Annotated in this window: 23 protein-coding genes and 1 pseudogene; 11 read left to right on the forward strand and 13 right to left on the reverse strand. The window is 73.5% G+C overall.

The features are described from left to right. Positions 1 to 97: 97 nt before the first annotated feature. Together HGB44_RS23040 and HGB44_RS23045 are read right to left on the reverse strand one after the other, a co-directional pair. Complete coding sequence (locus tag HGB44_RS23040; RefSeq protein ID WP_061079245.1) at positions 98 to 1,681, reverse strand: sodium:solute symporter; 1,584 nt, start codon at positions 1,679 to 1,681, stop codon at positions 98 to 100. Positions 1,682 to 1,712: 31 nt separating this feature from the next. Then, positions 1,713 to 2,891: an anhydro-N-acetylmuramic acid kinase gene (locus HGB44_RS23045; protein ID WP_061079246.1), complete on the reverse strand. Its 1,179-nt coding sequence runs from the start codon at positions 2,889 to 2,891 to the stop codon at positions 1,713 to 1,715. Between the two features lie 361 nt (positions 2,892 to 3,252). Between HGB44_RS23045 and HGB44_RS32730 the strand changes: the two genes are divergently transcribed. Then, on the forward strand, positions 3,253 to 3,585 hold the full coding sequence (locus HGB44_RS32730) for a hypothetical protein (protein ID WP_325096997.1): 333 nt from the start codon (positions 3,253 to 3,255) through the stop codon (positions 3,583 to 3,585). On the opposite strand, the gene HGB44_RS23055 is transcribed toward HGB44_RS32730, so the two are convergent. Beyond that, the gene (locus HGB44_RS23055; RefSeq protein ID WP_061079247.1) at positions 3,501 to 3,959 is read right to left on the reverse strand and encodes a MarR family winged helix-turn-helix transcriptional regulator; all 459 of its coding nucleotides are present in this window, start codon (positions 3,957 to 3,959) and stop codon (positions 3,501 to 3,503) included. The genes HGB44_RS32730 and HGB44_RS23055 overlap by 85 nt on opposite strands. Before the next feature lie 196 nt (positions 3,960 to 4,155). Here HGB44_RS23055 and HGB44_RS23060 point away from each other — a divergent pair, with 196 nt between their 5' ends. Next, entirely contained in the window at positions 4,156 to 5,358 is a 1,203-nt protein-coding gene (locus HGB44_RS23060; RefSeq protein WP_061079248.1) for an MFS transporter, read from the forward strand. Positions 5,359 to 5,568: 210 nt separating this feature from the next. On the opposite strand, the gene HGB44_RS23065 is transcribed toward HGB44_RS23060, so the two are convergent. Beyond that, a complete protein-coding gene (locus HGB44_RS23065; protein ID WP_061079249.1) occupies positions 5,569 to 6,132 on the reverse strand; it encodes a dihydrofolate reductase family protein in 564 nt (187 codons plus the stop codon). Between the two features lie 193 nt (positions 6,133 to 6,325). Further along, positions 6,326 to 6,505, reverse strand: a complete 180-nt coding sequence (locus HGB44_RS23070; RefSeq protein ID WP_061079250.1) for a hypothetical protein — start codon at positions 6,503 to 6,505, stop codon at positions 6,326 to 6,328. A gap of 220 nt (positions 6,506 to 6,725) precedes the next feature. Here HGB44_RS23070 and HGB44_RS23075 point away from each other — a divergent pair, with 220 nt between their 5' ends. Further along, positions 6,726 to 7,676, forward strand: coding sequence for an MSMEG_6728 family protein (locus tag HGB44_RS23075; RefSeq protein ID WP_061079251.1), 951 nt, complete (start codon positions 6,726 to 6,728; stop codon positions 7,674 to 7,676). A 213-nt stretch (positions 7,677 to 7,889) separates the two neighbouring features. Continuing rightward, positions 7,890 to 8,435, forward strand: a complete 546-nt coding sequence (gene mug, locus HGB44_RS23080) for a G/U mismatch-specific DNA glycosylase (RefSeq protein WP_061079271.1) — start codon at positions 7,890 to 7,892, stop codon at positions 8,433 to 8,435. Between the two features lie 56 nt (positions 8,436 to 8,491). Here the strand turns inward: mug and HGB44_RS32105 are convergent, their stop codons facing one another. Next, a complete protein-coding gene (locus tag HGB44_RS32105; protein ID WP_325096998.1) occupies positions 8,492 to 8,995 on the reverse strand; it encodes a helix-hairpin-helix domain-containing protein in 504 nt (167 codons plus the stop codon). On the opposite strand from HGB44_RS32105, the pseudogene HGB44_RS32735 reads away from it, so the two are divergent. Both HGB44_RS32735 and HGB44_RS23090 read left to right on the forward strand, forming a co-directional pair. Continuing rightward, positions 8,940 to 9,083, forward strand: a pseudogene (locus HGB44_RS32735) (two-component sensor histidine kinase); the annotation flags it as partial. The gene HGB44_RS32105 and the pseudogene HGB44_RS32735 sit on opposite strands and share 56 nt — an antisense overlap. A gap of 71 nt (positions 9,084 to 9,154) precedes the next feature. Continuing rightward, the gene (locus HGB44_RS23090) at positions 9,155 to 9,808 is read left to right on the forward strand and encodes a response regulator transcription factor (protein ID WP_061079252.1); all 654 of its coding nucleotides are present in this window, start codon (positions 9,155 to 9,157) and stop codon (positions 9,806 to 9,808) included. A 53-nt stretch (positions 9,809 to 9,861) separates the two neighbouring features. Here HGB44_RS23090 and HGB44_RS23095 read toward each other — a convergent pair whose 3' ends face one another. Continuing rightward, positions 9,862 to 11,007 (reverse strand): UDP-N-acetylglucosamine--N-acetylmuramyl-(pentapeptide) pyrophosphoryl-undecaprenol N-acetylglucosamine transferase, encoded by a 1,146-nt coding sequence (locus tag HGB44_RS23095; protein WP_210752060.1) that lies wholly within the window; start codon positions 11,005 to 11,007, stop codon positions 9,862 to 9,864. 824 nt (positions 11,008 to 11,831) lie between these two features. Here HGB44_RS23095 and HGB44_RS23100 point away from each other — a divergent pair. Both HGB44_RS23100 and HGB44_RS23105 read left to right on the forward strand, forming a co-directional pair. Then, positions 11,832 to 12,851, forward strand: a complete 1,020-nt coding sequence (locus tag HGB44_RS23100) for a LacI family DNA-binding transcriptional regulator (protein WP_061079254.1) — start codon at positions 11,832 to 11,834, stop codon at positions 12,849 to 12,851. Positions 12,852 to 12,874: 23 nt separating this feature from the next. Beyond that, positions 12,875 to 13,468, forward strand: a complete 594-nt coding sequence (locus HGB44_RS23105) for a mycothiol-dependent nitroreductase Rv2466c family protein (protein WP_061079255.1) — start codon at positions 12,875 to 12,877, stop codon at positions 13,466 to 13,468. Between the two features lie 107 nt (positions 13,469 to 13,575). Here the strand turns inward: HGB44_RS23105 and HGB44_RS23110 are convergent, their stop codons facing one another. Next, a complete protein-coding gene (locus tag HGB44_RS23110; protein ID WP_082768238.1) occupies positions 13,576 to 14,001 on the reverse strand; it encodes a VOC family protein in 426 nt (141 codons plus the stop codon). 175 nt (positions 14,002 to 14,176) lie between these two features. Here HGB44_RS23110 and HGB44_RS23115 point away from each other — a divergent pair, with 175 nt between their 5' ends. Then, entirely contained in the window at positions 14,177 to 14,563 is a 387-nt protein-coding gene (locus HGB44_RS23115) for a pyridoxamine 5'-phosphate oxidase family protein (RefSeq protein ID WP_061079256.1), read from the forward strand. A 120-nt stretch (positions 14,564 to 14,683) separates the two neighbouring features. On the opposite strand, the gene HGB44_RS23120 is transcribed toward HGB44_RS23115, so the two are convergent. Both HGB44_RS23120 and HGB44_RS23125 read right to left on the reverse strand, forming a co-directional pair. Further along, positions 14,684 to 15,262, reverse strand: coding sequence for a DapH/DapD/GlmU-related protein (locus tag HGB44_RS23120; protein ID WP_231972317.1), 579 nt, complete (start codon positions 15,260 to 15,262; stop codon positions 14,684 to 14,686). Positions 15,263 to 15,391: 129 nt separating this feature from the next. Further along, positions 15,392 to 16,414: a zinc-dependent alcohol dehydrogenase family protein gene (locus HGB44_RS23125; RefSeq protein ID WP_061079257.1), complete on the reverse strand. Its 1,023-nt coding sequence runs from the start codon at positions 16,412 to 16,414 to the stop codon at positions 15,392 to 15,394. 133 nt (positions 16,415 to 16,547) lie between these two features. Between HGB44_RS23125 and HGB44_RS23130 the strand changes: the two genes are divergently transcribed. Then, positions 16,548 to 17,447, forward strand: a complete 900-nt coding sequence (locus HGB44_RS23130; RefSeq protein ID WP_061079258.1) for a helix-turn-helix transcriptional regulator — start codon at positions 16,548 to 16,550, stop codon at positions 17,445 to 17,447. A gap of 169 nt (positions 17,448 to 17,616) precedes the next feature. Here the strand turns inward: HGB44_RS23130 and HGB44_RS23135 are convergent, their stop codons facing one another. Next, positions 17,617 to 18,285: a TetR family transcriptional regulator gene (locus HGB44_RS23135; protein ID WP_394327804.1), complete on the reverse strand. Its 669-nt coding sequence runs from the start codon at positions 18,283 to 18,285 to the stop codon at positions 17,617 to 17,619. 308 nt (positions 18,286 to 18,593) lie between these two features. On the opposite strand from HGB44_RS23135, the gene HGB44_RS23140 reads away from it, so the two are divergent. Further along, a complete protein-coding gene (locus tag HGB44_RS23140) occupies positions 18,594 to 20,072 on the forward strand; it encodes an MFS transporter (protein WP_061079275.1) in 1,479 nt (492 codons plus the stop codon). A gap of 29 nt (positions 20,073 to 20,101) precedes the next feature. Here HGB44_RS23140 and HGB44_RS32110 read toward each other — a convergent pair whose 3' ends face one another. Together HGB44_RS32110 and HGB44_RS32115 are read right to left on the reverse strand one after the other, a co-directional pair. Further along, complete coding sequence (locus HGB44_RS32110) at positions 20,102 to 20,275, reverse strand: hypothetical protein (RefSeq protein ID WP_231972331.1); 174 nt, start codon at positions 20,273 to 20,275, stop codon at positions 20,102 to 20,104. Beyond that, a complete protein-coding gene (locus HGB44_RS32115; protein WP_231972320.1) occupies positions 20,208 to 20,465 on the reverse strand; it encodes an MmyB family transcriptional regulator in 258 nt (85 codons plus the stop codon). Before HGB44_RS32115 ends, HGB44_RS32110 begins: the two co-directional genes overlap by 68 nt. Between the last annotated feature and the right edge of the window lie 47 nt (positions 20,466 to 20,512).

A 20,512-nucleotide genomic window follows, 5' to 3' on the forward strand; every position in this document is an offset into this window, starting at 1 on the left:
CGGGGGCCGGTCTGGGGGTTGCCTCCGGACCGGCTCTTCCCGTGTGCGCTGGGGTGGACGTACCGTCCGCCGGTGTGGTGGGACCTCGGGCCGGGGGTCAGGGCCGCTCCCCCTCGTCCGCCGGGGCGGGCCCGCCCTCCGCGCGGGGAGTTCGGCCGGTCGCGGCGCCCGGGTCCTCCCCGGTTCCGGCGTCGGAGGGCTCCCCGGGCGCGGGCGCCTCCCCGGGGCGGGGCGCCGCGTCGCGGTGGCGCAGCGACAACAGGTAGCCCAGCCCCAGCACGATGGCCGTGCCGATGGCCGTGTACCAGGTGAACCCGACCAGGTCGGGCTGGAAGAGGAACAGCCAGACCATGGTCGCCACCGCGACCGCGAAGGAGACCACCGCGTCGAGCTGGCGGGCCCCGCGCACCCACAGCCCCAGGAAGAACGCGCCCAGCAGACCTCCGTAGGTCAGGCTGGCCACGGACAGGCCCAGCTCCACGACCGGGTTGTCGGTACCGGTGAACATCGCCGCCGCCCCGATGAACACCAGCCCCCAGCCGAGGGTGAACAGCCTGCCCAGCCGCAGGCCCTGGGCGCCGGTGAGCGTGCGCCTGCTGAAGCGCTCGTACAGGTCGGCCATGGTCGAGGACGACAGCGCCGACAGCGAGGACGACAGGGTGCTCATCGCCGCGGCCAGGATCCCCGCCAGCAGCAGGCCCGACAGGCCGGCCGGCAGCCCCTCGACGATGAACGTCGGGAAGAGCTCGTCGGAGTTGGCCAGGCCCAGTTCGTCCACCGAGGCGCCCTCGAAGTGGGAGTACAGCGCCAGGCCCACGGTCAGGAACAGGGCGAACTGGAAGAACACCACGACGGCGCTGCCGATCACCGCCTTCTGGGCGTCGCGCAGGCTGCGGCAGCCCAGCAGTCGCTGCACGATGATCTGGTCGGCGCCGTGGGAGGCGGTGGAGAGCAGGGCGCCGCCGAGGAGCGCGGTGACCGTCGCGTAGGGGGCCGAGACCGGGTTCGAGGTGAAGTCGAGGAACTGGGTCTTGCCCGCGTCGGCGGCCACCGCCAGGAAGTTCACGTCGAGGCTGCTCGTGATGACCGCCAGGGCGGCGACGCCGCCGACCGCGTACACCGCCATCTGGAGGACGTCGACCCAGACCACGGCCCGGATACCGCCGACCAGGGTGTACAGGATCGTCACCACGCCGAGCAGCGCGATGATCGCGAAGTAGGACAGGTCGATCCCGTAGGAGTCCAGGATGATCTTGACGGGGATGGCCGCCGCGAACAGCCGCACCCCGTCCGCGAGCAGCCGCGTGAACAGGAACGCGACCGAGGCCGTGCCCTGCATGCCGCGGCCGAAGCGGATGCCGAGGTAGGCGTAGGCCGTGGTCATCTCGCCCCGGTAGTAGCGGGGCAGCAGCACGAAGGCCACGACCACCCGCCCGATCAGGTAGCCGACCGCCACCTGGAGGAACGTGACGTTGCCCAGGTAGGCCACGCCGGGGATGCTGATCACGGTCAGGGCGCTGGTCTCGGTGGCCACCACCGACAGGCACACCGCCCACCAGGGCAGCTGCCGGTTGCCGATGAAGTAGTCCTTGACGTCGCGCTGTCGGCCGGACAGCCTGAGGCCGAGCCAGGCCGAGCCCAGCAGGTACACCGCGATGACCACGAGGTCGATTGTCTGCACTGCGCTGCTCCGGGTGGTGGGGGGCGGGGGCCTACCGGTCCTGTGCCTGGACGCGCAGGCGCGCGGGGACGGTGGCCGCGGGTTCGGGGAGCCGGAGCGGTGAGGCGCCCGGCGTGAGGCGTCCGGCCACCGGCGCGCGGCGTGCGCCGGTGCACGAGGGCACGGAACCGGGGAGCCCGTGCCAGGTGAGGAAGCCGATCAGCGCGAACAGGTAGGCCTCCTTGGCGTCGCTGTCCAGTCCCAGGGCGTCGAAGGTGGCCAGGCGCGCCGGGCGGAGCCGGTCGGCGAGGCGTTCCATGAGGACCGGGTTGCGGGTGCCGCCGCCCGAGGCGAGCACCTCGGCCACCCCGTGGGGGCTCAGCGCGTCGGCGACGGTGGCGGCGGTGAGTTCGACCAGGGTGGCCATCAGGTCCCCGTCGCCGGGCGTGCCGGCGGCGCGCAGCGCCGCGTCGAGGTAGCCGGGACCGAACAGCTCCAGCCCGGTGGTCCTGGGCGGGGGCAGGCGGTAGTACGGCTCGGCGAGCAGGTGCTTGAGCAGGGCGGGGTCGGGCCGGCCGGAGCGGGCGACGGCCCCTCCGGCGTCGAAGTCGGCGCGGCCGCCGCTCATCCGGCGCGCGGCGGCGTCGAGCAGGGCGTTGCCGGGGCCGGTGTCGAAGGCCAGCGGCGGCTCCCCGCCCCGCAGGACGGTGACGTTGGCGATGCCGCCGAGATTGAGGGCGGCGGTGGGTTCGGGGCGTGCGCCGAGCAGGAGGGCGTCGAGCACGCTGGCCAGCGGCGCGCCCTGCCCGCCCGCGGCCACGTCGGCCGTGCGCAGGTCCGAGACCACGGGCAGGCCGGTGGCCTCGGCGATCCAGGCGGGCTGGCCCAGCTGGAGGGTGCCGTGGACCGTGGCGCCGTCGGCCCAGTGGAACAGGGTCTGCCCGTGCGAGGCGACGAGGTCGGCCCGTCCCCCGGCGAGTTCGCCGACCGCGCGCAGCGCCGCGTCGGCGAACGCCCGCCCGATGCGGGTGTCGAGCCGGCAGACGGTCTCCATGGTCGTGCGGGCCGGGGGGAGCGCGCCGCGGATCATCTCCCGCAGGTCGTGCGGGTAGGGCTCGGTGCGGTGTCCCAGCGGGGTCAGACGGATGAGGTCCCCGTCCAGGGCGAAGCGGGCGGCGGCGACGTCGATGCCGTCGGCCGAGGTTCCCGAGGACAGGCCGACGACGATCACGCGGTCCCCGTCCGGGGACGGCGGGCCGGGGCGGGCGCGGGCGGCGCGGGTCCGGACGTGGGCGGAGGCGGGTCCCCCGGCCCGGTTGCGTGGACCTGACCCGCGGGGGACCCGTGGACACCACCCATACGACCAACCCTCCCGGTCTCGGAACGCGTACCAGCGGTATACCGCGCGTCGCGGTGCGTCAACCGTTCCCGGCGACCGGCACGGTGGTGTCTCCTGGTGCCGGTGAGTTCTCACCGAACTCTCGCCCGCGGGTCCGGACCGCGCGGGCAGGCTGCCGCCGGGGGTGGCGTAGGCGGCGGTCATCGAGGTCCGCGACGAGGGACCCGGCATCCCCGCCGGGGAGCCGCCCCGGGTGTTCGACCGGTTCCACCGGGCGGACGGGTCCCGCGAGCGGGCCGGGGCGGGGCTGGTCCCGGCCGTCGGCGCGGCCTTCGTCGCCGCCCGCGACGGCTACGTCACCGTCGAGTCGCCGCGGGGAGGGGCTGTGCCTTCACCGTGGTCCTGCCGCTGGTTGGCCCGGTGGCGGTGCCGTGTTCGTCGTTCCCGATCCCACCGGTGCGCGGACCGAAGCACTCGGAGACGGTGTGGGCGGGCCGCGCGTCAGTCCGGCAGCAGGGCGGTGACCGCCTCGCGCAGGGCGCCTTCCCGCTCTTCGGCGAGGGTGCTTTCCAACGCTGCCACGTAGCTCTTCCGGGCCTCCTCCACCGTGGCCCGCCCCTTGTCGGTGATCTGGGTGTAGACCCCGCGCCGGTCCTCGGCGCAGTGGTAGCGCTCGGTCAGGCCACTGCGCTCCAGCCGTCCGACCAACCTGCTGAGCGAGCTCTGGTTGATCGGGATGGACTCGGCCAGGAGCTGCTGACGCAGGTGCCCGCCGTCGTCGGAGTAGTGCAGCGCGACCAGCGCCGAGTACTCCGAGCAGGTCAGCCCGTGCGGTTCCAGGGCCGTCTCCAGCCGCTCGCGCACACGCGCCTCGAACAGGCGCAACCTGCGCCAGTTGCGTTCCAGCTCCGTCGGTTCCTGGATGCTCGGCACGAAGTGGGAGGGGGCGGTGGAGTTCATGTACGAGACTCCCGGTCGTCGTGGACTTTGCACCAGCGTACTCCTTCCAGGCGCCTAACGCCTGGACGCATACTTGAAGGGTTGAATACGCTCATGCAATAGTTGCATCGGCGCAGACTTAGGAAGCAGTCCCGCCCCGACCCGCCCCGCCCCCGCGGGAAGGACCCCCGACACCGCAACTAGCGGAGGAACCGCTGTGCCCCTCGCCGTATTCGCCCTCATGGTCGCCAGCTTCGGCATAGGAACGACCGAGTTCGTGATCATGGGCCTTCTGCCTGAGGTCGCCGACGATATGTCGGTCAGCCTCACCAGGGCCGGGCTTCTCATCTCCGGCTACGCCCTCGGCGTCGTCTTCGGCGGTCCGCTGTTCACCGCCGCCGCAACACGCATGCCGCGCAAGAGGATGCTGCTCATCCTCATGGTGCTGTTCATCGCCGGAAACGCGCTCTCCGCGGTGGCTCCCGCCTACTGGACCCTCATGGCGGGCCGCATCCTGGCGGCGGTCTGCCACGGCGCCTTCCTCGGCATCGGCTCCGTCGTCGCCGCGGACATGGTCGCTCAGGACAAGCGCTCCCGGGCCATCTCGCTCGTCTTCACCGGACTGACCGTCGCCAACGTGTTCGGCGCCCCCATGGGCACCTGGATCGGACAGGCCTTCGACTGGCGCGCCACGTTCTGGGCCATCGCCGCGATCGGCGTGATCAGTCTCGTCGGACTCATCATCCTGATCCCCGCCCAGCCCAACGACGGATCCGTGCGCCTGCGCGACGAACTCGCGGTGTTCGGCCGCGGACAGCTGTGGCTGGCCCTCGCGATCGCCGGGCTGAGCATCGGAGCGCTGTTCGCCGCCTTCAGCTACGTCGCCCCCCTCATGACGGAGGTGGCCGGGTTCGGCTCCGGCATGCTCACGCCGTTGCTCATGCTCTTCGGTGTCGGGCTGGTCATCGGCAACCTCCTGGGCGGCCGGTACGCCGACCGGGCCCAGACCGCCACACTGCTGACCGCGCAGGCCCTGTTGTTCGTGGTGCTGGTGCTCTTCGCCCTGACGGCACAGTTCGCTGTGGCCGCCGTCGTCCTGCTCATGCTGCTGGGCGGCACCGGCTTCGCCACGGTTCCCGGCTTCATGACGCGCGTCATCGACAAGGCCGAGGGCGCCACCACCCTCGCCGCCGCCGTCGCCTCCTCCGCCGCCAACGCGGGAATCGCCGTGGGCTCCTACCTGGCCGGAACGACGATCGACGCCGGTTACGGCTACACCGCGCCCCTGGTGGTCGGTGCGATCATGGCCGCCGCCGCGTTCGGAGTCACCTTCGCCTCCCACGCCCTGGACCGCCGTTCCTCACACGAGGGGACCGACGCGCGAACCGGCCCGGCCTCGCTCCCCGGGCGGGTACGGTGACCGGCACGTGTCCCGAGACCACCGGCGCAGCGAACGACGCCCTGCCCGGTACCGCCCCGCCGCTGCCGTGGTCACCACCGAGAGCGATGAGGAGGAATCCGCCGGTCGGGTGGACACCTGCCTCCAGCCTCCCGGCATCGAAGGACCGAACTCGCGGTCGAACACCTGGTTGGCCGGCCCGCTCCTCCCAGAACCCGGCGAACGGGTCGGCTAGCGAGCCACCCGGTAGCGGAGGTAGACCACCTTCGAGTCGAAGGTGCGGGTCTCGACGAGTTCGAGGTCCACCCGGTGCCCGTGGTGGGGGAAGAAGGGAGTGCCGCCGCCGACCAGCACCGGGTGGACCCTGATCCGGTACTCGTCGATCAGGCCCGCCGCGGCCGCCTCGGAGGCGAGAGCCGCGCCGCCGATCGCGATGTCGCCCTCCCCCGGCTCGGCCCGCAGCCGCGCGATCTCCTGTGCCAGGCCACCGGACGCCAGCCGGGCGTTTCCCCGCACCTCCGACAGGGTGGTGGAGAACACCACCTTCGGGAGCGCCTTCCAGATCGCGGCGAATTCGAGCGTCGGGAAGTCGAGTGACGGGTTCTGGTCGGCGGTCTCCCAGTACAGCATGGTCTCGTAGAGCCGTCGCCCCAGCAGGTGGACGCCGACCTCCCGTACCTCGTCGGTGGCGAGGCGGAAGACGTCCTCGTCGGGCTCCGTCCAGTCGATGGAGCCGTCCGGCCCGACGACGTAGCCGTCCAGCGACACGGCCATCGAGTAGGTCACGCTGCGCATCGGAACTCCTCCCCGGTAACGGGTTCGACAGTATGACCGCCGGACACCGCAGGACTCATCACGGCTCGCGGGATCCTCTGGACCGGGCCACCTCACCGCTCCAGGACCTGGTATGGGCCAGGGAGCGGGCAGTCTCGGGGGCCGGGCACGGCGGTACGGACCTTTCGCATGCAGGACGCTCAGCGAGCCCGCCTCACCGAGCTGTCCGGGCGACGGCGGCGACCCGCTCGGCGAGCTGCTCGCCCGCGGCGTCGGCACCCGCGTCGCCCATGGTCCAGGCCCGGGACACGGCCGACTCCAGGAGTTCGACGGCGGCGCCGCTCGCGACCGGGTCCTGGTAGAGGACAGCGTAGGCCTCCTCGTAACCGCCCAAGCCGCCCTGGCCCTCAAAAAAGCATGGAAACAGAACTCACTGAGAAGACCTCACCACCGATCGGCCTGGTGGACGAACACCACCGGTGGCGGACACACGGTGGAGGAGAACCGCTCGGGGAAGAGCGAACCGGCGGAGGGGATAACACCGGCGGCGGGCGGGTAGCGGACCGCACGACGGGCCCGACCGGCGGGAACGCCGCGGGCCGGACGGGGGGACGATGCAGACCTTCCTGCCCCAGCCCGGGTTCGCCGAGTGCGCGCGGGTGCTGGACGACCGCAGGCTGGGCAAGCAGCGGGTGGAGACCATGCAGGTACTGCGGGCCCTGGTGTGGCCCGAGTACGGGTGGAAGCGCCACCCGGCCGTGGCGATGTGGCGCGGCTTCGTGCCCGCGCTGGTGGGTTACGGGGTGGCGGTGTGCCGTGAGTGGCGCCGCCGCGGGTACGCCGACTCGGTGCTGCCCTCGCTGCTGGCCTTCACCGGGGGCCGCGTCCCCGAGGAGGAGGAGCTGTGGGAGCGCGACATGCTCCCGCCGTGGCTGGGGGACGGCGCGCTGCACCTGTCGCACCGCTCGGCCCTGGTGTACAAGGACCCGGCGCACTACGAACCGCTGTTCCCCGGCACGCCCGGCGGCCTGCCCTACGTCTGGCCCCGGCCGGTCTTCCCCCGGTGGCCGCTGCGGCGCGGCACCTCCGCGGCGGCGCCGGTGGAGGAGGCCGCTGAACTGCTGGAGGCGGTCGCGCTCTCGGACGGGCAGGCCGCCGCCCTGGAACGCCTGGTCGACGGACGCAGCGCGTCACTGCGGCTCGACGCCCCCGGCGACACCCTGCCCGGCCTGCTCGCCGGGTTGTGCACGCCCGGCGAGACGCTGTGGCTGGTGCCCGGGACGCCGCCGCCCAGGCCGAGGGGGAGCAGCGCCGACCCGGGCCCCTCGGAGGCGGTGGGGCGGACCAGCCGGTCGACCGCGCGCCAGCCCGGCCCCGAGGACGAGGCGGCGATGCGCGAGGAGGCCGGCGAACCCGAGTTCCGGTTTCGCCGGGTCCCTCCCGGGGACGGGGCGGAGGTGCCCGTGCCGCCCTCGGCCGGGCTGGTCGTCCTCGACGGCGCCGAACTGCCCGAGCCGCGCTCGGCCCCGCTGGTGCTGCGCCTGCTGCCCGCGGTGGACCCCTAGGACCGTTCCCAGAGGCGGTGCTTGGGGCACAGTGGTCCCGGGCAGGAGACTCCGACAGCGACGCGGTCGCCCGCGTCGCCGACCGCGCACACGAGAGGGTGGCACATGGATTCCGGGAGCGGACGAGCCGAGGGCGTGTCGAAGGCCGGGACCCCGCGTCCGCGTGCACGCTCCGCCTCGTCCAGGCGGACGCCCGGCCCGAGCAAGGCGGAGCTGGAGGCGGCCCGGGACAGGCTGGTCCCGGACGTGGTCGCCGAGGACCTGCGCGTGCTCTTCTGCGGGATCAACCCCGGTCTGACCTCGGGCGCGGTCGGGCACCACTTCGCCAAGCCGGGCACGCGCTTTTGGCCCTCCCTGCACGGGTCAGGCTTCACCCCGCGCCAGTTCAGGCCGGACGAGGAGGACGAGCTCCTGCCCCTGGGCCTGGGCATCACCAACGTCGTCGAGCGGACCACGGCCCAGGCGGACGAGCTGAGCCGGGAGGAGTACGTGGAGGGCGGGCGCAGACTGCGGGAGAAGGTCCTGCGGTGGCGGCCCCGGTGGCTGGCCGTCCTGGGCGTGACCGCCTACCGGGAGGCCTTCGCCGAACGCCGCGCGGCGGTGGGGCCCCAGGACACGGAGATCGGCGGCACCCGGGTGTGGCTGCTGCCCAACCCCAGCGGCCGCAACGCGCACTGGCAGCTGGGGCCGCTCATCGGGGAGTTCGCGCGCCTGCGACGCGCCGCCGGACTGCCGGACCGGTCCGGCGGAACGGCCTGACCCGGCGGCGGTCCGGTTCGCCGAAGCGCCTCACCACGCGAGGGCGCACGCCCCGCTCAGCGCGGGGACAGACCGCGTTCGCCCATGGCCTCACGCAGGATCCGCACCGCCTCGGGCCCCACCCCGTGCAGCGCGCTCAGCTCGGCCTCGGTGAGCGCGGCGACCTGCTCCAGGGTGGTCAGCCCGGCCTCCGCGGGCGCCCGGGTCGCCGGTGCTCCGATGCCCCGGGGCAGGTCCCCGGCCACGATCGCGCTCAAGAGCTCACTGGCCTCCGAACTCGTCCGGTGCGGCCACGGCGAACGGGCCGCGACGGAGATCACCGCGATCCGCGTTCTGGCCGAGGAGGCGGGCACCGGGGTCCGCCGCGTCGTACGCGGCGAGCTGAGCACGACCTGGGGCGACGAGCTCTCGGGCGCCCGGTCGCTGCTCAGGTCCGCCGGTATCCGCTGCACGGTGACCGGCGACCCCGTGCCCCGGCAGTGCGCGGAGCCCCTGGCCCGGGTCGTGCGCGAGGGCGTCACCAACCTGCTGCGCCACGCCTCGGCCGCCCAGGTCACCATCGCGACCGCGAACGAGGACGCGGAGGTGCACCTGACCGTCGCCAACGACGGGTCCGGTCCCCCCTCCCCGGCGCAGGACGGCGGGGGCACGGGGCTGCGCGCGATGTCCGAGCGCCTGCACGCACTCGGCGGACGCGTCACGGCGCGCCGTGACGGAGACTGGTTCCTGCTCGACGCCGCGCTCCCGCTCCCGAAGGACGCCCCCAGAGGACACGCATCCTCGTCGCCGGCGACGAACACCTCATCCGCGACGCCATCGCCGGACTGCTCGACCTGGAGGAGGACTTCGAGGTCGCCGCCCAGGCGGCCTCGGGCGAGGAGGCGCTGGCCATGGCCCTCAAACTCCACCCCGACGTGGCCCTGCTCGACCTGCAACCGCCCGGCCCCGACGGCATCGAGACCGCCCGCAGGCTCGCCGCCGAGCTGCCCGCGTGCCGGTGCGTCATCGTCACCTCCCACGGCCGCCCCGGCTACCTGAAGTCGGCCCTGGCGGCGGGTGTGAGCGGTTTCCTGCCCAAGACCGTGTCCTCACGCACCTTCGCCGAGGTCGTGCGCAGGGTCGCGGCCGGGGGCCGCTACGTCGATCCCGAACTCGCGGCCGAGGCGATCAGCGCGGGCGACTCCCCGTTCAGCCCCCGCGAGGCCGACGTGCTGGCCCCGGCCCGCGACGGCGCGCCCGTGGAGGAGATCGCCCGGCGCGTCTCGCTGTCCCGGGGGACCGTGCGCAACCACCTCGCGGCCGCCGTCGCCAAGCTCGACGCCGCCAACCGGCACGAGGCCGCGCGCGTCGCCGCCGAACACGGCCGGATCTGAACGGGGCCGGAGTCCAGCGCCCGCCACCCCGGCACCCGCCGATCCCGCGCCCGCTAACCCTGTGCCGCGGCCAGGAGGACGTCCACCAGCCGGTCGGCGGCGTCCGGACGCCCGTGCTCGCGGGCCCGCTCCGCGATCTGCGCGCGCCGCCGCGGGTCGGCCAGCAGCGGTTCCACCGCCGCCTGGAGCCCCCGGGCGTCGACCTGGTCCAGCAGGGCCACCGCCGCGCCCGACTCCTGGAGGTGGCGGGCGTTGTGGCGCTGCTCGTCGCCCGCGGACGAGGCCAGCGGAACGAACACGGCGGCCTTGCCCAGCGCGGTCAGCTCCGCGATCGTCCCCGCGCCGCTGCGGGAGACCACCACGTCGGCCAGCGCCAGCACGTCGGGGAGTTCGGGGCCCACGAAGTCCGTCAGGTGGTATCTCTCGGCGAGGCCGGGCGGGAGCTGCGCCGCGGCGCGGCGCCCCTCCTCCAGGTTCGCCGGCCCGCACTGGTGCACGACGTTGGCGCGCGCGAGCAGCCAGGGCAGGATGTCGCGGATCATCCCGTTGATCTGCACGGCCCCCTGCGCCCCGCCCGTGACGTAGACGGTGGGCAGCGAGGAGTCGTAGCCGGTGAACCCGAGTTCCTTGGGCGCCCGGTCGGCCTGCCCGGTCAGCACCTCGGGGCGCACCGGGTTGCCGGTGATGACCGCGTTGTCGCGCGCGGAGTCGGGCAGCAGCTCGGTCGTGGACGGGGAGGACACCGCCACACGGGCCGCGACGCGGGCGAGGACCCTGTTGGCCAGGCCCAGCCGGACCGTCTGCTCGTGCACCACGAGGGGGCGGCGGCACATCTTGGCGGCCAGGCCCACGGGCACGGCCACGTAGCCGCCGGTGGCCAGCACCACGTCGGGGGCGAAGTCCGAGACCAGCGAGCGGGCCTGCGCGACGCCCCGGGGGACGTTGCTCATGTCCTTGATGTTGGCCCGCGAGGCGAGCTTGAGAGGGTTCTTCGAGCGCCGGATCTTGCCGGTCGCGACCGACTCGAAGGCGATGCCGTTGGCGGCCGCGACCCGGGACTCCAGGCTGTCCGCCGTGCCCACCCACAGCACGTGCAGGGCGACCCCTGCCGCCGCCAGCCGCTCACGCAGCGCGCGGACGGCGGTGAGGGCCGGATAGGTGTGCCCGCCTGTCCCTCCTCCGGTCACGATCAGGCGCATGTCCCGTGCAGGGGGGTTGCCGCTGTTCACCAGTTCCTCCCGGAGGATGCCCCTGAGCGGGGCCGCAAGAAGCTACCGACAAAGAAAAGGGCCACACGCGAGCGGCGCGGCGCTCGTCCTGTGCCCAACAGCACCGTAGCCGTCGCCGGACCCGCCCCGGAACGCCCCCCGCTGCGGCCGGAGTGGGGACGGCCACACCGGCCCCTCGCGGAGGTGGACCGGACCGCCAGAACGCCGCCGCGGGTTCCCACCGCGCCGACGTCCTGTCCGCCGAACGAAGAACGGCGCCCGTGCTCAGCGCGCCCTCCCCCTCCTGGACGGGGACGCCTGCAACCAGGCCCGGACCCGGACCGTCCTGGGCGGCGTCCTCGCCGCTGTGGAGGGGTTCGCGTCCGCGGCGGGGAACCGGAGCGGGCGCTGGGGGCGACGCGCGGGAGCGGTCCGGGCCGCTCCCGTTGGCGTCTCCCGCTGAGGCGGTTCCGCGCCGGCCCGTCCGGCACCAGGCGGGTCCGCGTGCCCCTCGGCCGAGACCGCGGACATCGTCGGAACATCTTTTACAACGTGAGAAAACCGGCTTCCCCATGAGGAGAGCGCGGTCACACCGTCCTGTCCGGAACCGCAAACCCGTCCGGGAAAACCCTGGCCGGAACGGCTTCGAAGCGCACGCGCAGGAGGTCTCCTGGATAGGAGTGTCGCACGGGGAGCCGTCGAGTACTGTATAACGTTAGAAAAATCGCCGGAAAACGCACGGGTTCACGCGCAGGCGGACGGTCGGCGGGACGCACACGGTCGTGCACGCGTGCACCATGTGCGGAGGAGGCGCTGTGGCCATCAGCCTGAAGGACGTCGCGGAACAGGCGGGGGTGTCGGTCAAGACGGTGTCCAACGTGGTCAACGGCTACCGCCACGTCACACCCGCCACCCGCCAGCGCGTGCAGCAGGTCATCGACGAGCTCGGTTACCGGCCCAACCTGACCGCGCGGCACCTGCGCAAGGGCCGCACCGGCATCATCGCGCTGGCCCTGCCCGAGCTGGGCAACCCCTACTTCGCCGAACTCGCCGACGCCGTGATCAACTACGCCGCCGGACTCGACCGCATCGTCCTGCTCGACCACACCTACGGCCGCAGGGACCAGGAGGTGCTGTTCACGCAGGGCTTCCGCGCGCGGCTGATCGACGGGCTGATCCTGAGCCCGATCGAACTGGAGAACGAGGACCTGCTCGCGCGCGGGCACGACGCCCCCCTGGTGCTGCTGGGTGAACGCGAGTACGACGCGCCCTACGACCACGTCGCCATCGACAACGTCGCCGCCGCCCGCACCGCCACCCAGCACCTGCTCGACCTGGGCCGCCGCCGCATCGCCTTCATCGGCGCCCGCCACGGCCGCTCGCGCCAGCCCGCCCACCTGCGCCTGCGCGGATGGCGCGAGACGGTCACCGCCGCGGGGGCGGCGGCGGACGACGCCCTGGTGGCCACCACCGACGGCTACACGCGCCAGGACGGCGCCCGGGCGATGGCCCGCCTCCTGGACTCGGGGACCGCGCCCGACGCCGTCTTCTGCTACAACGACCTCATCGCGATCGGCGCCATGCGCACGCTCACCGAGCGCGGCCTGCGGGTGCCCGAGGACGTCGCGGTCGTGGGCTTCGACGACATAGAGGACGGCCGCTACTGCACGGCTACCCTCACCACCATCGCGCCGCACAAGCAGGCCATCGCACGGGCCGCGGTGGACGCGCTGCTGGCCCGGCTGGAGGGCGGCGCGGAGGGCGAACCGGAGTCGCGCCGCGTGCGCCCGGGGTTCGCGCTCGTGCCCAGGGAGAGTACTCTCGGGCGGCCGTGACGCTACGACGACGGGAGCCCGCCGTGACCCGCGACCCCTGGACGGTCGACTTCTGGTTCGACCCGGCCTGCCCGCTGAGCTGGACCACCGCGCGCTGGCTGCGCGGGGTCGCCGAGGAGCGCCCGGTCACGATCCGGTGGCGGGTCATGAGCCTGTCCGTGCTCAACGAGGGCAGGGACGAGGACCCCGAGGGCGACACGGAGGGCTACCTGTGGATCCCCGCCCGCGTGTGCGCGGCGGTGCAGAGCGGCCACGGGCACGAGGCGCTCGGCCGGTTCCACGAGGCGCTGTGGACCGGGGAGGAGGCCGCGGAGGGCGAGTGGATCAGCGGCCTCGCCGACGCCCTGCGCCGGGCGGGGCTGCCCGAGGCGCTGGCCGGCGCCGGTTCCTGTGAGGAGCACGACCCCTTCCTGCGCGCCTCCCACCACGACGCCGTGCGCCGGGTCCACGGCGAGGTCGGAACGCCGATCCTGGCCCTGACCGGCGCCGACGGTGCGTCGCGGGCGCTCTTCGGCCCCGTCATCGCCGAGCTGCCGGACCCGGCCCGGAGCCTGCGGCTGTGGGAGGCGGTCGTCCTCCTCACCGGTGTCCCCCAGTTCCGCGAGATCAAGTTCTGACCCGCGCGGACACCGGCTCCGCGTCGGCGCGGCGGGCCGCTCGGAGCGCCGGTCCGAGTGACCCGCCGGTACGCGGGGGGCACGGGACGCGGCTCCCGTGACGACCCTCAGCCGATCCGCTCGGCCAGGGCGACGATGACATCCCCGGGGCCGCGCACGTAGCAGAGCAGGTAGGCGTCCTCGTACCGCACCAGCTCACCGACGGGTTCGGCGCCGTGGGCGCGCAGGCGGGCGAGGACGTCCTCCACGTCGTCGACGGCGAACATGACGCTGCGCAGGCCCAGCGCGTTCGCCACCGCGTTCCCCGGCTCGGGTCTGGTCGCCGTCGGCGTGTGGAACCTCGTCAGTTCGAGCCTGCCGTGTCCGTCCGGGGTCCGCATCATCGCGATGTCGGCCCGGACGCCGCGGAGTCCGGACACACGGTCCACCGCGCCTCCCCCGACCGACGCCCGGCCCTCCACCTCCATGCCGAGTTCGGTGAAGAACGCGACGGCGGCCTCAAGGTCGTCGACGACGACGCCGACGTGGTCCATCCTCTGGATCGTCATGCCACCGAGCATAGGGATCAGAGCGCCCTGTCTCCTGGACCTCGGCCAGCGGGCGCCGACCGTCGGCACCGCGCGGGTCACACCGGCGGCGCCGCCCCGGTGGAGGGCCGACAGGGGGCGGTGGGATGCTGGGGACAACCGGATGATCAGGAGGGACAGGATGGACGAGGACGAGTTCACACGGTTCTGGGCGCAACGCCGACTGTGCATGCTGGCCTCACCGCGCCCGGACGGGTCCATCCACCAGGTCCCCGTGGGGGCGACCTACGACGCCGACGCGCGCCTGGTGCGGGTGATCTCCTCGGGCAGCAGCTACAAGGCGCGCAACCTCGCGGCGCGTCCCGGTGCCAGGGTGTCGGTGTCGCAGGTGGAGGGGCGCTCCTGGTGCACGGTGGAGGGCTCCGCGACGGTCTCCGACGACCCCGAGCGGGTGGCGGAGGCGGTGCGCCGCTACGGCGAGCGCTACAAGGCGCCGCGGGAGAACCCGGGCCGGGTGGTCATCGAGATCGCCGTCGAGCGCTTCCTGGGCAACGTGCGCCCGGGCTGAGGGGCGGCGGGGACACGGCGTGCCCCTCGAAGGCACCGCCCGGAACGGGCTCCTGAGCAGCGGGGGTTCCTGGGCTGAGGGAGCCGAGCCCGCCGGAACCGGTGTCAGCGCGGTCCGGCGCTACCAGCGTCGGCGCACCGTGCCCTTGGGCCCGGCCACCAGGCTCGCGGCCGGAACGTCGTCGGCCACGACCGTCCCGGCCGCGACCACGGCGTCGCGGCCGATGCTGACGCCGGGCAGGATCGTCGCGCCAGCACCGATCCACACGTTCTCCGCCACGTCGATGGGCGCGCCGCTGAGGAACCGGCGCCGCTCGCCGGGGTCCACGGGGTGGCCCACCGTGATGAACGTGGCCTTCGGGCCGACCATCACGCCCTCGCCCAACCGGATTCCGGCGTAGTCGAGGAACGTGCAGCCCTGGTTGACGAAGACGCGCTCGGCCAGGTCCAGGCGCAGGCCGTGGTCGGTGTAGAAGGGCGGGTAGATCGTCACCCCCGCCGGGAGGGGACGGCCCAGGATCTGCTCGAACAGCGCCGCCCTCCCCTCCTCGTCGTCGAACGGGAGGACGTTGAGGCGGGAGGTCAGCTCCGTGGCCCGCAGCACCCTCTCGCTCATCGCCCTGAACTCGGGGCCCAGGACGCGTTCACCCCTGGCCTGGAGTTCCGGGTCGTGGATCAGCATGAAGCGGTCGTTGGTCACCCGACGATTGTGGCGCAACGTCCGCCGGGGCCGGGGGCCCGATGTCACACCGCTCGTGTCGCGGCCCGGCGAAGGGCGACGAGGGGGTCCCCCGGCCCGCGGACCGGAGAACCCCCTCGACCGAGGAGTTCAGAGGGTGAGCAGCACCTTGGTGGCGCGGCGCTCGTCCATCGCCCTGTAGCCCTCGGCCGCCTCCCCGATCGGAAGGGTGAGGTCGAAGACGACCCCCGGATCGATCTGGTCGGTCATGATGAGGTCGACCAGGTCGGGCAGGAAGCGGCGCACGGGCGCGGGCCCGCCGAGCAGGCTCACGGTGGAGAAGAACAGGTCCATGCCGTCCAGCTCCACCCCGTGGGCGACGCCGACGTAGCCGACGTGCCCGCCGGGGCGCGTGGAGTGGATGGCCTGCATCATGGACTCCTGGGTGCCGACCGCCTCGACGGTCGAGTGCGCGCCGTAACCCCCGGTGAGCTCCTTGACCTTCGCGACGCCCGCCTCTCCGCGCTCCTCCACGACGTCCGTGGCGCCGAACCGCCGGGCGAGCGCCTGGCGGTCGGCGTGGCGGGACATCGCGATGATCCGCTCCGCGCCCAGGCGCTTCGCGGCCAGGATCGCGAGCAGGCCGACCGCACCGTCGCCGACCACCGCGACCGTCCTACCGGGACCGGCCTCGGCGGCGACCGCGGCGAACCAGCCGGTGCCCAGCACGTCGGAGGCGGCCAGAAGGCTGCGGGCCTGTTCCGGGGTCGGCTCCCCGGGCACCTTCACCAGGGTGCCGTCGGCGAGGGGGATGCGGGCGTACTCGGCCTGGGTGCCGATCGCGCCTATCATGACCTGGTGGACGCATCGGGACTGGTAGCCCGCCCGGCAGATCTCGCAGGTGTTGTCGGAGGCCACGAAGGAGCCGACGACGAAGTCGCCCACCTCGATGTCCCGGACCTCGGGGCCGACCCGCTCGACGACGCCGACGTACTCGTGGCCCATCTGCGTCGGGCCGTCCTGCCGCTCGACGCCGCGGTAGGGCCACAGGTCGGAGCCGCAGATACAGGCCGCGGTGACGCGGATGACCGCGTCGGTCGGTTCGATGACCGCGGGGTCCTCGACGTCCTCGACGCGGACGTCTCCGGGTCCGTGCATGACGACAGCACGCATGAATGCTCCCTCGGTTCTCTGCTTCCTCGGATCCCTCCACCACACCATCTCTCCCTCGTGTGCGGGAGACACGCCTGATGGAGGTACTGCGAGGGACTCCCTCGTGCCCTGGTCCCGGCTTACCGTGGACAATATGGACAACCGATCCGACGTGCGGGAATTCCTCATCTCACGGCGCGCCAAGGTCAGCCCGGAGCAGGTCGGACTGCCCGCGGGCGAGAACCGTCGGGTGGAGGGGCTGCGCCGCAGCGAGGTCGCCGTCCTGGCCGGGGTGAGCGTGGAGTACTACACCCGGCTGGAGCGCGGGGCGATCAGCGGGGCCTCCCCCGGGGTGCTCGACAGCCTCGCCAGGGCCCTGCGCCTGGACGACGCCGAGCGGGCGCACCTGTTCGACCTGGCCCACGCGGCCAGCCCGGTCGCCCGGCCGCCCAAGCGGCGGAGCACGAAGGGCTGGACCCCGCATCCCAGCCTGCAGTGGACGCTCGACGCCGTCACCGCCGGGCCCGCGTTCGTGCGCAACGGGCGCATGGACCTGCTCGCGGTCAACACCCTGGCGCGCGCGTTCCACAAGGACGTCTACGACATGCCGGGGCAGCCGCCCAACATCGCCCGCTTCACCTTCCTCGACGAGCGCGCCCACGCCTTCTACCCCGACTGGGAGATGTTCGCCGAGGTGACGGTGTCGATCCTGCGCACCGAGGCCGCACGGGACCCGCACAACAAGGAGTTCCACGACCTCGTCGGCGAACTGTGCACCCGCAGCGACGAGTTCCGCCGCCGGTGGGGCGCGCACAACGTCCGCCACCACGGCACCGGCTTCAAGACGTTCCGCCACCCCGTCGTCGGGGAGATGACCCTGGCCTACGAGGGGCTGGAGATGGCCGCCGAACACGGCCTGACGCTCACGGTCTACACGGCCGAGCCCGGTTCGCCGTCGGCGGAGCGGATGAGCCTGCTCGCCTCGTGGGCCGCCGGCGAGTACGGGGGCACCGCCTCGTCCGCGCCCGCCAGGACTGGCACCGACAACTCGTAGGCACGGGGCCCGCCTCCACCGGCGGCCCACACCGGGCGCACCGCCGCGGTCCTTCCTGCAGGCGTTCGTACCGGGCGGGCGTTCGTGCCGGGCGGGCGTTCGTGCCGGGCGGGCGTTCGTGCCGGGAGGGAAGAAGCAGGACCACGACGGAGGCAGCCAGCGCCGCTGGTCACCGCGGGTGCGCCTCTCCTCCGGCCCGCGCCGCGGGCTCGGTGACGGGGGCGAGCCAGAGCCCGGTGAGGGCGTCGGTCAGTCCGGCGGCGGCCCGGTGCCAGGAGTCCCTGGGGGTGTCGGCCCCCTCGGCCAGGGCGCGCTCGCGCTCGGCGATCATGTGCACCATGAGCTGGCGCGCCATGTCCTGGCGCTCCCTGCGGACCTCGGTCGGCAGGTCGGGAAGGCACCTGAGCAGCTCCTCCCCCACCCGGACCAGGGAGGGGGAGTTGAGGGCCTCACCGGCCACGGTCCCACGGTAGGCGGGGTCGCTCATGGCCTGGGCGCTGAACCTTCCGTACCAGCTGGGTGTGCCCAGGTCGGCGAGGTGCTGGGCGAGGGGTTCCACCATGCAGGCGATCCAGTCCCTCACCTGGTCGGACCCGTCGAACCTCAGCACCATGCGCAGGCGCAGCTTCTCGATCCGCTCGTTGTGCCTGCGCACGATCGCGCGCACCAGGCCGTCTCTGGAGCCGAAGTGGTAGCTGACCGCCGTGTTGTTCCCCTGCCCCGCCTCCTGGCTGATCTGGCGGTTGGAGACACCGGCCAGTCCGTGCTCGGCGAAGAGCCGCTCCGCCGCCGCCAGGATCGCCTCCCGCGTCGCGGCGACCCGGTCCGTCCTCGTCACCCTGCCGTTCACAGGGACCACCGTACCGATCCCGGGACCCGGCCCCGTCCCCGGCACCGTGCGCGTCCGGTGCGGGCGCTCCCCGCCGGGGCGCGGGAGCCGTCGCCGAACGATCCGCCCACTGTGGCCCTCCTCACCTCTCCACCCGGCAGCGGGCGCTGTCCGGGTACGTACTGTTAGTGTAAGTCATGCGCCTGACTTAAAAGTGGGCGCTTTCGTACGTCCGGAAACGGGGACCCACTCCTATGACCCATGCCCCTGACGGAGCAGCAGCGCCCGGTGACGCCGCTCCTCCCGTGCGGCCGAACGTGATCGTCGCCGTCCTGGCCTTCGGCGGGATCGTCGTCTCGCTCATGCAGACCCTGGTCATCCCGCTCGTGCCCGTCCTGCCCGACCTGCTGGGCGCCACGCCCGGGAACACCGCGTGGGCGATCACCGCAACGCTGCTCGCGGCCGCGGTCGCCACCCCGACGGTCGGCCGACTGGGCGACATGTACGGCAAGCGCCGCATGCTGCTGTTCAGCCTCGCCGTCCTCGTGGTCGGCTCGGTGCTGTGCGCCCTGGCACACAGCCTGGTGCCGATGGTCGTCGGCCGCGCCCTCCAGGGCCTGGCGGCCGGGGTCATCCCCCTGGGCATCAGCATCATGCGCGACGTGCTGCCCCCCGAACGGCTCGGCGGGGCGACCGCGCTGATGAGCGCCTCGCTCGGGGTGGGCGGCGCGCTCGGGCTGCCCGCCGCCGCGCTCGTCGTGCAGAAGGCGGACTGGCACGTGCTGTTCTGGGTCGCCGCGGCGCTGGCCGCCGTGGCCGCCGTCCTGGTGCGCACCCTGATCCCGGACTCCGGTGTCCGTACCGGCGGCAGGTTCGACCTGCCCGGGTCGGTGGGCCTGTCCGTCGCGCTGCTCCTGCTGCTGCTCGCGGTCTCCAAGGGCTCCGACTGGGGCTGGGGCAGCGGTGTCCCCGCCGCCATGATCGCCGTCGCGGTCGCGGTGCTCCTGGTGTGGGGCTGGTGGGAGCTGCGCTCGCCGCACCCGCTGGTGGACCTGCGCGTCAGCGTGCGGCGCCAGGTCCTGCTCACCAACACCGCTTCCCTGGTGTTCGGCTTCTCCATGTTCGCCATGTCCCTGGTCATCCCGCAACTGCTCCAGATGCCGGAGGTCACGGGGTACGGCTTCGGGCAGACGATCCTGGTCGCGGGCCTGGTGATGGCACCGAACGGGCTGGTGATGATGGCGATGTCCCCGGTCTCGGCGCGTATCTCCCGGACCCTGGGGCCGAAGACGACCCTGATGGTCGGCGCCCTGCTGGTCGCGCTCGGCTACGGCCTGAGCCTGGTGTTCATGTCCACCATCTGGCAGCTCGTGATCGCCTCCACCGTCATCGGCGCGGGTGTGGGCCTGGCCTACGGGGCCATGCCCGCCCTGGTCATGGCGGCCGTGCCCCGGACCGAGACCGCGGCGGCCAACAGCCTCAACACCCTGATGCGCTCCATCGGCACCTCCGTGGCCAGCGCCGTCGCGGGCGTGGTCATCGCCAACGTGACCATGACCGCGGGCGGAGAGGTCTTCCCCGCCAGGGAGGCCTTCACCCTGGTCCTGGGCCTGGGCGCCCTCGCCGCGCTCACCGCCTTCGCCGTCGCCGCCTTCCTGCCCGGGCGCAAGGCGACCGCCGAGCGGCCGGACCGGCCCGAGCCCCTCCCCACGGCTCCCGACCTGCGCGAGGACCCCTCGCAGAAGGACGGGGGAGGGCGCGGCCAGACGCCGGAGCACCCCCGAACGCTCCGCTGAGGTCCGGGCGGTGGACGAGCGGCGCGCGATCAGGACGCTTCCGACAGCCTGAACCCGCCCGGGGTCCTGGCGCGCCGGTCGCCCACTCCCCCGCCGCCGTCGGAACGGCCGACCGGCCCGGCGGCCCGGGGTCCGTCAGCGCCTTCTCGGAGCCGGTCGGGCAGGTCGGCGCCGGGGCCGCGGTCGGTCTCCAGGCGCGTCATCGCGGAGGTGGTGCGCCTGGCCGGGGCCGGTCGACGCAGTAGTCCCGTGCGCGGGGCCCAGGAAGGCGAACCGCGCCATGTCGGGCGGGCACCGCTCGGTGTCGAGGTGCGGCGCGCACGGGGCCCGGCCCAGGCGGTTGGCGGCCACCAGGTCCTGGCGGGCGTTGTGGACGATGGCGGGTGTGTCCATCGCGTCCAGCACGCTGCCGGAGGCGCAGGCGATGCTGCCGCGCTCCA

The sequence above is a fragment of the Nocardiopsis alborubida genome, assembly GCF_012396365.1.
Taxonomy (GTDB): Bacteria; Actinomycetota; Actinomycetes; order Streptosporangiales; family Streptosporangiaceae; genus Nocardiopsis; species Nocardiopsis alborubida.